Source organism: Paraburkholderia sp. Ac-20336 (assembly GCF_017105025.1).
Taxonomy (GTDB): Bacteria; Pseudomonadota; Gammaproteobacteria; order Burkholderiales; family Burkholderiaceae; genus Paraburkholderia.
Genome location: NZ_JAAGPS010000005.1, coordinates 149,448 through 155,712, shown reverse-complemented (window position 1 = coordinate 155,712; position 6,265 = coordinate 149,448). Strand labels below are relative to the sequence as shown.

Sequence of the window (6,265 nt, the reverse complement as noted above, 5' to 3'; positions counted from 1 at the left end):
GGCTGCGAGACGCTGGGCGGACTCGCGCGCGATGCCGACGTGTTCCTGCAGGCGTATCGCCCGGGCGCGCTCGCCGCGCGCGGCTTCGGTCCTCGGGAACTGGCGCGGCTGCGGCCCGGCATCGTCTATGTGTCGGTGTGCGCGTATGGGCATACGGGGCCGTGGGCGCAGCGGCGCGGTTTCGATAGCCTCGTGCAGTCGGCGAGCGGCATCGCGTGGCACGAGCGCGCCGCAGCGGGCAGCGCCGAGCCGCGGCATCTGCCGTGTCAGGCGCTCGATCACGCAACCGGCTATCTGGCGGCGTTCGGCGCGCTGGTCGCGCTTGCGCGGCGAGCCAGCGAAGGCGGCAGCTGGCACGTGAAGGTGTCGCTTGCGCAGACAGGGCGCTGGCTTCAGTCGTTCGGGCTGCTACCCGATGGGCAGCAGGCGCCCGAGGTCGCGCTCGACGAGATAGGTGATTGCGTCGCGAGCGTGCAGTCGGAATTCGGCCGCGTGCTTGGTGTGCAGCCGGCGGAAGCGTTGGCGGAGACGCCCGCGTTTTATGCATTGCCGCCGGCGCGTATCGGTGCGCATGAGGCGAGATGGGCGTAGCGCCGGGTGCGTGTGCGACGTATCGCGGCAACGGGTTGGCTGCTCGACTTCTTGTCCGACCACACCTGAGTGATTGCGTCGCGACACGGCAATTCGCAATCGGGCTCGATCGGCCGCACGCGCAACAGGCCGCCCCCGGAACGGGCGAGAGGAGACGCCCGCGTTTTTAGCGTTACCGCTGGCGCATGTCGACTCGCGAGGCGAGACAGGCGTAGCGCGAAGGCTACGCCACATCACAACCGCAACCGCAACCGCAACCGCAACCGCAACCGCAACCGCAACCGCAACCGCTCAGCATCCCGCCGCACAAGACAGACGAATGCACCGCGACCACACATCACGGCACCTCGCATCTCCACCCCTACTTCCTCAACTCCGCGACAAAATCGTAGTAATCGTTCCGGCAATACGTATCGGTCAACTCGATCGCCCGTTGATCCGCCGTATAACCGACGCGCGTAATCAGCAGCAGCGCCTCGTTGGGCGCGATGCTCATCTGCTGCGCGATTTCCTCGCTCGCGTTCACCGCCCGAAAATGCTGCAGCGCGCGCACGATCGTCAGCCCGCGACTCTCCAGATACGAGTACAGCGAATCGCCGATCGCCTGAGGATCGGGAATGACCGCCGCCGGAAACGTGGAGTTCTCGACTGCCATCACGATGCCGTCGGCAAGCCGCAGCCGCCGCAGCCGCGTCACCGCCGCGGCCGGCGACAGCCCGAGCTGGATCACTTCATCGCGATTGGCCGGCGAGATTTCGCGCGACAGCCACTTCGAACTCGGCGTGAAGCCGCGCCGCCGCAGCATTTCGCTGAAGCTCGACAGCCGCGACAAAGGATCTTCGTAGCGCGGCGTGATGAAGCTGCCCGCGCCCTGGGTGCGGCGGATCAAACCCTGCTCGACGAGCAGCGCGATCGCCTTGCGCGACGTGATGCGCGAGACGCCGAGCGCCTCCGACAGCACGCGCTCCGAAGGCAGCGCCTCGCCGGCGTTCCAGCGGTTTTCGTGAATCGCGCTGCCGAGCTTGCGGGCGAGCTGCAGATAGAGCGGCGTGTCGTTTTCCGGGTCCGGGCGCAGGTCGCGCCAGCGGTCTTCCGAGGCAGAGGTCATGGGGCTCACGCGAGATAGGCAAGCGGCAATTCTAGAACATCGGCGCGCCGCGTTATAGCGGGCTTTTGCCTGGCGCGCCGCCGCGAGGCTGCCGAGCCGCTAAACTCGTCGCTAAGCTTTTGCGGCATGCGTCGCGTCCCGATGCACCCCGTGGTGTTCCGATGTATTCCGGCGCCTCAAGCCGCATTGCGCCGGTTGGCGCTATTTCGCGCACGGTGCCGGACCGGGCCGTGCGTCGCATCGCATGAAACGCATTGAACCGTATTGAACGGTATTGAACCGCATTGAATCGAGCCACTTCGAGGAGTCAGCATGACGAGCGATATCGCGAGCGTAAGCTTGCCAGGCGGCGAGCGCATTCCGGCATTGGGGCAGGGCACGTGGGAAATGGGCGAGAGGCCGGCGCAGCGCGCGGCGGAAATCGCGGCGCTGCGCTGCGGCATCGAACTCGGCATGACGCTGATCGACACGGCCGAAATGTACGGCGACGGCGCGACCGAGTCGCTGCTCGCCGAAGCGCTGGCCGGCTTGCGCGACAAGGTGTTCCTCGTCAGCAAGGTGTATCCGCACAACGCGAGCCGGCGCGGCGTGATCGCCGCCTGCGAGCAAAGCCTCAAGCGTCTGAAAACGGATCGGCTCGATCTGTATCTGCTGCACTGGCGCGGCTCGGTGCCGCTCGCCGAAACCGTCGATGCGTTCGAGGCGCTGCGTCGCGCGGGCAAGATCCGTCACTGGGGCGTGAGCAACTTCGACACCGACGACATGGACGAACTCGTCGCGGCGTCCGGCGGCGATGTCTGCGCGACCAATCAGGTTCTCTACAACGTCGCGCGCCGCGGGCCGGAATTCGATCTGCTGCCGTGGCTCGCCGCGCGCGGGATGCCGGCGATGGCCTACAGCCCGGTCGATCATGCGCGTTTGCCGAAGCGCTCGCCGCTCGACGACATCGCCGACGCGCGCGGCATCTCGGTGTTTCAGGTGGCGCTGGCGTGGGTGCTGGGCAAGCCCGGCATTTGCGCGATTCCGAAGGCCGCGCGCGTCGAGCATGTGCGCGACAACCATCGCGCCTCGCAACTGAAGCTGGAAGCCGGTGAACTCGCCGCGCTCGACGCGTACTTCAAACCGCCGCGCAGCAAGCGTCCGCTCGAAATGCTGTGAGTGCCGACGCAGGCTCAAGCGCGGCCGCCGCCGAGACGGCGGTGCGCTTCATGAGCGATGCCGGTGACCCGGCCGGCGGAGCCTGACGTTACCGATGCGCTCAGGTGCAGGCGTGGTGCAGGTGCACGGAACCGAGCACCGCGACTTCGGCGGGGGTGTGCTTGAGGGAGTCGTCGTCGACCTGGGCGGCGTCCGCGACGAAGTCGTCGACGATCGACGACACCGGCACGTCGCGCAGGCACAGCGAGACGCGTTGCGTTTCGTTGGCCGGTAGCGGGGCGCGCTGGCTGAGGAACAGCACGCCGTACTGGTAGCCGTGAATGATGCCGCGGATCGCGCCGACGCACTGCGCTTCCGCGACATTGTCGTTGCGCTGCTTGCAGGTTTGCAGGAGCGAGTAAGCCGAGAACGTCGGATCGACCGGCGGCGCGGCTTGCGACAGGGTTTGCTGCAGCGGTTGCGCCGGCTTGGCCGCCGGCGTTTGCGCGTTGGCGAGCGATGCGAGGCCCAGCGCGGCAACCATCAGCACGGCGGCGGCCGCGCGTGTCGCGGAAGGGGGGACGTTTCGTTGCATGTTGTGGGCCCTCATATCGAACGTTGAATCTGATATGAGGTGATCGTCTCGGATTGGTTCCATAACACTCGCACGCAATGGGGGTGGTGTTTCCGCCGCCTGCGGCGCGGTTCGCGCGACGCGCCGGCGCTTGCCGGCGCGCGCTCTGCCGCGTTTTCGTCGGCGCTCGTGCCGAAGGCGGGTGGGCCGCTCCGACCGGCCTCGATCGGTGACGCGCGACCGGGGGATCGGGACGTCACCGCCGTTGCCGGCGGATAGCGGACAGTATGCCGGTACATGCCGCAGGCGGGTAGGGCGCGTGAGCCCGGTCTGAGACTGGGCGATGGCGGGTACGCGTTCACGCCGCCGTTGTCATTGGCGGCGCTGCCTTTGCTTTCGCCATTGTTTTCGCGATTGCCCCGGCTGTTGTCGGCCCCCGACCTGCCGGAACTCTCGCGTTGCCGTCGTTACTCGCGGCGGCTTCGATGTGGCGCTGTGCGAGGCCGGTCAGGCAACGGAGCTGGGCGAGGGGAGCGAGTGAACCGTGAACCGATTGGCAGCGCTACCGGACGTTGAATGCCGGGCCGTCAGGCGTTGGGCACGGCGTCGCCGGAATCGTCCGCGTCCGCCATCTTGCCCGCGCCGTCATCGCGCGCCGTGCTCTGCAACGCACGCAACGTCTCCGGTGGAATATGACAGCGGATCAGATGCGCGCGGGTTTTATCCGCGTCGTTGCCGGCATCGAGAAACGGCGGGTCCTGCTCCTCGCAGATCGCGCCGAGCTTGAGTGGACAGCGCGTGTGAAAAATGCAGCCCGACGGCATCGCGCCCGCCCCCGGCAGTTCGCCGGACAGCCGGATGCGCGCCGGCTTCGGCCATTGCCGGCCGTCACGCTCATCCTGGTCGCGCAGCGTCGGCACCGCCGACAGCAGCGCCTCGGTGTACGGATGCTGCGCTCCGTCGAACACCGCGGCGGCCGGTCCGATCTCGAGCAGGCGGCCGAGATAGAGCACCGCGATGCGATCCGACACATAGCGCACCACGTGCAGATCGTGCGAGATGAACACGTAGCTGACGTCGCGCTCGCGCTGCAGGTCGGCAAGCAGGTTCAGGATCGCGGCTTGCACCGATACGTCGAGCGACGAGGTCGGCTCGTCGCAGACGACGACACGCGGCTCGCCGGCAAACGCGCGCGCAATCGCGACACGCTGCTTGAGCCCGCCCGACAACTGCCGCGAGCGCGCGTCGAGATAGCGCTCCGGCAAGCGCACGGCGGCCGTCAACGCGGCGAGCCGCGCGTCGAGCGCGGGGCCGCGCAGCGCGCTCAGGCGCGTGAGCGCTCGGCCGAGCAGCCGCTTCACCGAATGCGCGCGATTGAGCGCCGAGTCCGGATTCTGGAACACGATCTGCAGCGACTTCAGTTGCTCGCCGCCGCGGCGCGTGACGCGTGCGGCGAGCGGTGCGCCGTCGAGTTCGAGCACGCTGCCCGCGTCGGGCGTGAGCAGGCCGAGCATCAGCTTCGCGAGCGTCGTTTTGCCGCTACCCGATTCGCCGACGAGCCCGAGCGTTTCGCCGCTCGCGAGGTCGAGCGAAACGTCGTCGACGGCGCGCAGCGGCACGCCGGCAACGTGGAACGTCTTCGACAGATTGCGCGCGCGCAGCACGGTGGACGAGGGTTCGCGTTGCCGCGCATCGCTTACCGTACGTGGGGCAGCCGGCGGCGCATTAGATGGCGCAGCAGTCAACCCGTCGGCCAACCCCGTCTCCCCATCCGCCACCGTCCGCGGCAATTCGATCGCCCGCTCGTGATAGTGGCAACGCGCCATCTGATCGCCATGCGCGGCGCCAAGCCGGTAAGGCGGCGGCGCTTCGCGGCGGCAACGTTCGTCGGCGAGACGGCAGCGCTCCGCGTAGATGCAGCCCTGCGTGACCGAACCCGGCGCGGGCAGGCTGCCCGCGATCGTATCGAGCCGCTCGCTGTCCTTGCTGCGCCCGGGCGTCGGCAGACAGCGCAGCAGCCCGACCGTGTACGGATGGCGCGGCCGCGTGAAGACGTCGCGCGTCGCGCCTTCCTCGACGAGCTTGCCCGCGTACAGCACGCCGACGCGCTCGCACATGCGCCCGATCACCGCGAGGTTGTGGCTGATGAACAGCACCGCGGTGCCGAGTTCCTTGCGCAGTTGCGCGACGAGATCGAGCACCTCGGCTTCGACAGTTGCATCGAGCCCGGTGGTCGGTTCGTCGAGAATCAGTAGCGCGGGGTTCGACGCGAGCGCCATCGCGATCACGACGCGCTGCTGCATGCCGCCCGATAATTGATGAGGATAGCTGTCCATCACGCGCTCGGGCGCCGCGATGTGCACGCGCTTCAACATTTCGAGCGTGCGTTGCCGTGCTTCGTCGCGTGTGGCGCCCGCTGTTTCGAATGCTTCGGAGACCTGCCGCGCGATCGTCAGCGAGGGATTCAACGCGCGCCCCGGGTCCTGATAGACCATCGAGACCGTCGTCGCGCGCATGCCGCGCAGCGCCTCGGCGCCGAGCTTCTGCACGTCCTCGCCGGCGATCGCGATCTTGCCCGCCTTCACCTTGCCGTTGCGCGGCAGATAGCGCAGCGTTGCCAGCGCGACTGTGGACTTGCCGCAGCCCGACTCGCCGACGAGTCCATACGCTTCGCCGCGCCGCACGCGCAACGAGACGTCCTGCAGCACCTCGCGATCGCGCCCGCGCACGCGGTACGCGACCGTCAGGCCGACGAGGGTCAGCGCATCGGTGCGCTCGCTCTTCGACACGTCGAAGGCCGCGAACGCGGCAGAGGAAGAGGGCTGTGCGCTCATCGCTCGTTTATCGCTCGCTCA

Annotated in this window: 5 protein-coding genes; 2 read left to right on the top strand and 3 right to left on the bottom strand. The window is 68.1% G+C overall.

Features of this window, described 5'->3' with window-relative positions:
* A partial coding sequence (locus GXB81_RS04205; protein WP_205988455.1) for a CoA transferase occupies window positions 1-591 on the top strand: 591 nt, incomplete at its 5' end.
* A gap of 361 nt (window positions 592-952) precedes the next feature.
* Here GXB81_RS04205 and GXB81_RS04200 read toward each other — a convergent pair.
* Window positions 953-1,699, bottom strand: coding sequence for a GntR family transcriptional regulator (locus GXB81_RS04200; RefSeq protein ID WP_167041076.1), 747 nt, complete (start codon window positions 1,697-1,699; stop codon window positions 953-955).
* A gap of 312 nt (window positions 1,700-2,011) precedes the next feature.
* Between GXB81_RS04200 and GXB81_RS04195 the strand changes: the two genes are divergently transcribed.
* On the top strand, window positions 2,012-2,857 hold the full coding sequence (locus GXB81_RS04195) for an aldo/keto reductase (protein WP_205988454.1): 846 nt from the start codon (window positions 2,012-2,014) through the stop codon (window positions 2,855-2,857).
* A gap of 100 nt (window positions 2,858-2,957) precedes the next feature.
* On the opposite strand, the gene GXB81_RS04190 is transcribed toward GXB81_RS04195, so the two are convergent.
* Window positions 2,958-3,431, bottom strand: a complete 474-nt coding sequence (locus GXB81_RS04190; protein ID WP_167281656.1) for a hypothetical protein — start codon at window positions 3,429-3,431, stop codon at window positions 2,958-2,960.
* A 566-nt stretch (window positions 3,432-3,997) separates the two neighbouring features.
* Entirely contained in the window at window positions 3,998-6,244 is a 2,247-nt protein-coding gene (locus GXB81_RS04185) for an ABC transporter ATP-binding protein (RefSeq protein ID WP_205988453.1), read from the bottom strand.
* Window positions 6,245-6,265: the final 21 nt, after the last annotated feature.

What these genes read in the sequence shown, in the direction of transcription:
- GXB81_RS04200 (WP_167041076.1), bottom strand. Translation starts at nt 1,699, where the DNA reads ATGACCTCTGCCTCGGAAGACCGCTGGCGCGACCTGCGCCCGGACCCG.
- GXB81_RS04195 (WP_205988454.1), top strand. Translation starts at nt 2,012, where the DNA reads ATGACGAGCGATATCGCGAGCGTAAGCTTGCCAGGCGGCGAGCGCATT.
- GXB81_RS04190 (WP_167281656.1), bottom strand. Translation starts at nt 3,431, where the DNA reads ATGCAACGAAACGTCCCCCCTTCCGCGACACGCGCGGCCGCCGCCGTG.
- GXB81_RS04185 (WP_205988453.1), bottom strand. Translation starts at nt 6,244, where the DNA reads ATGAGCGCACAGCCCTCTTCCTCTGCCGCGTTCGCGGCCTTCGACGTG.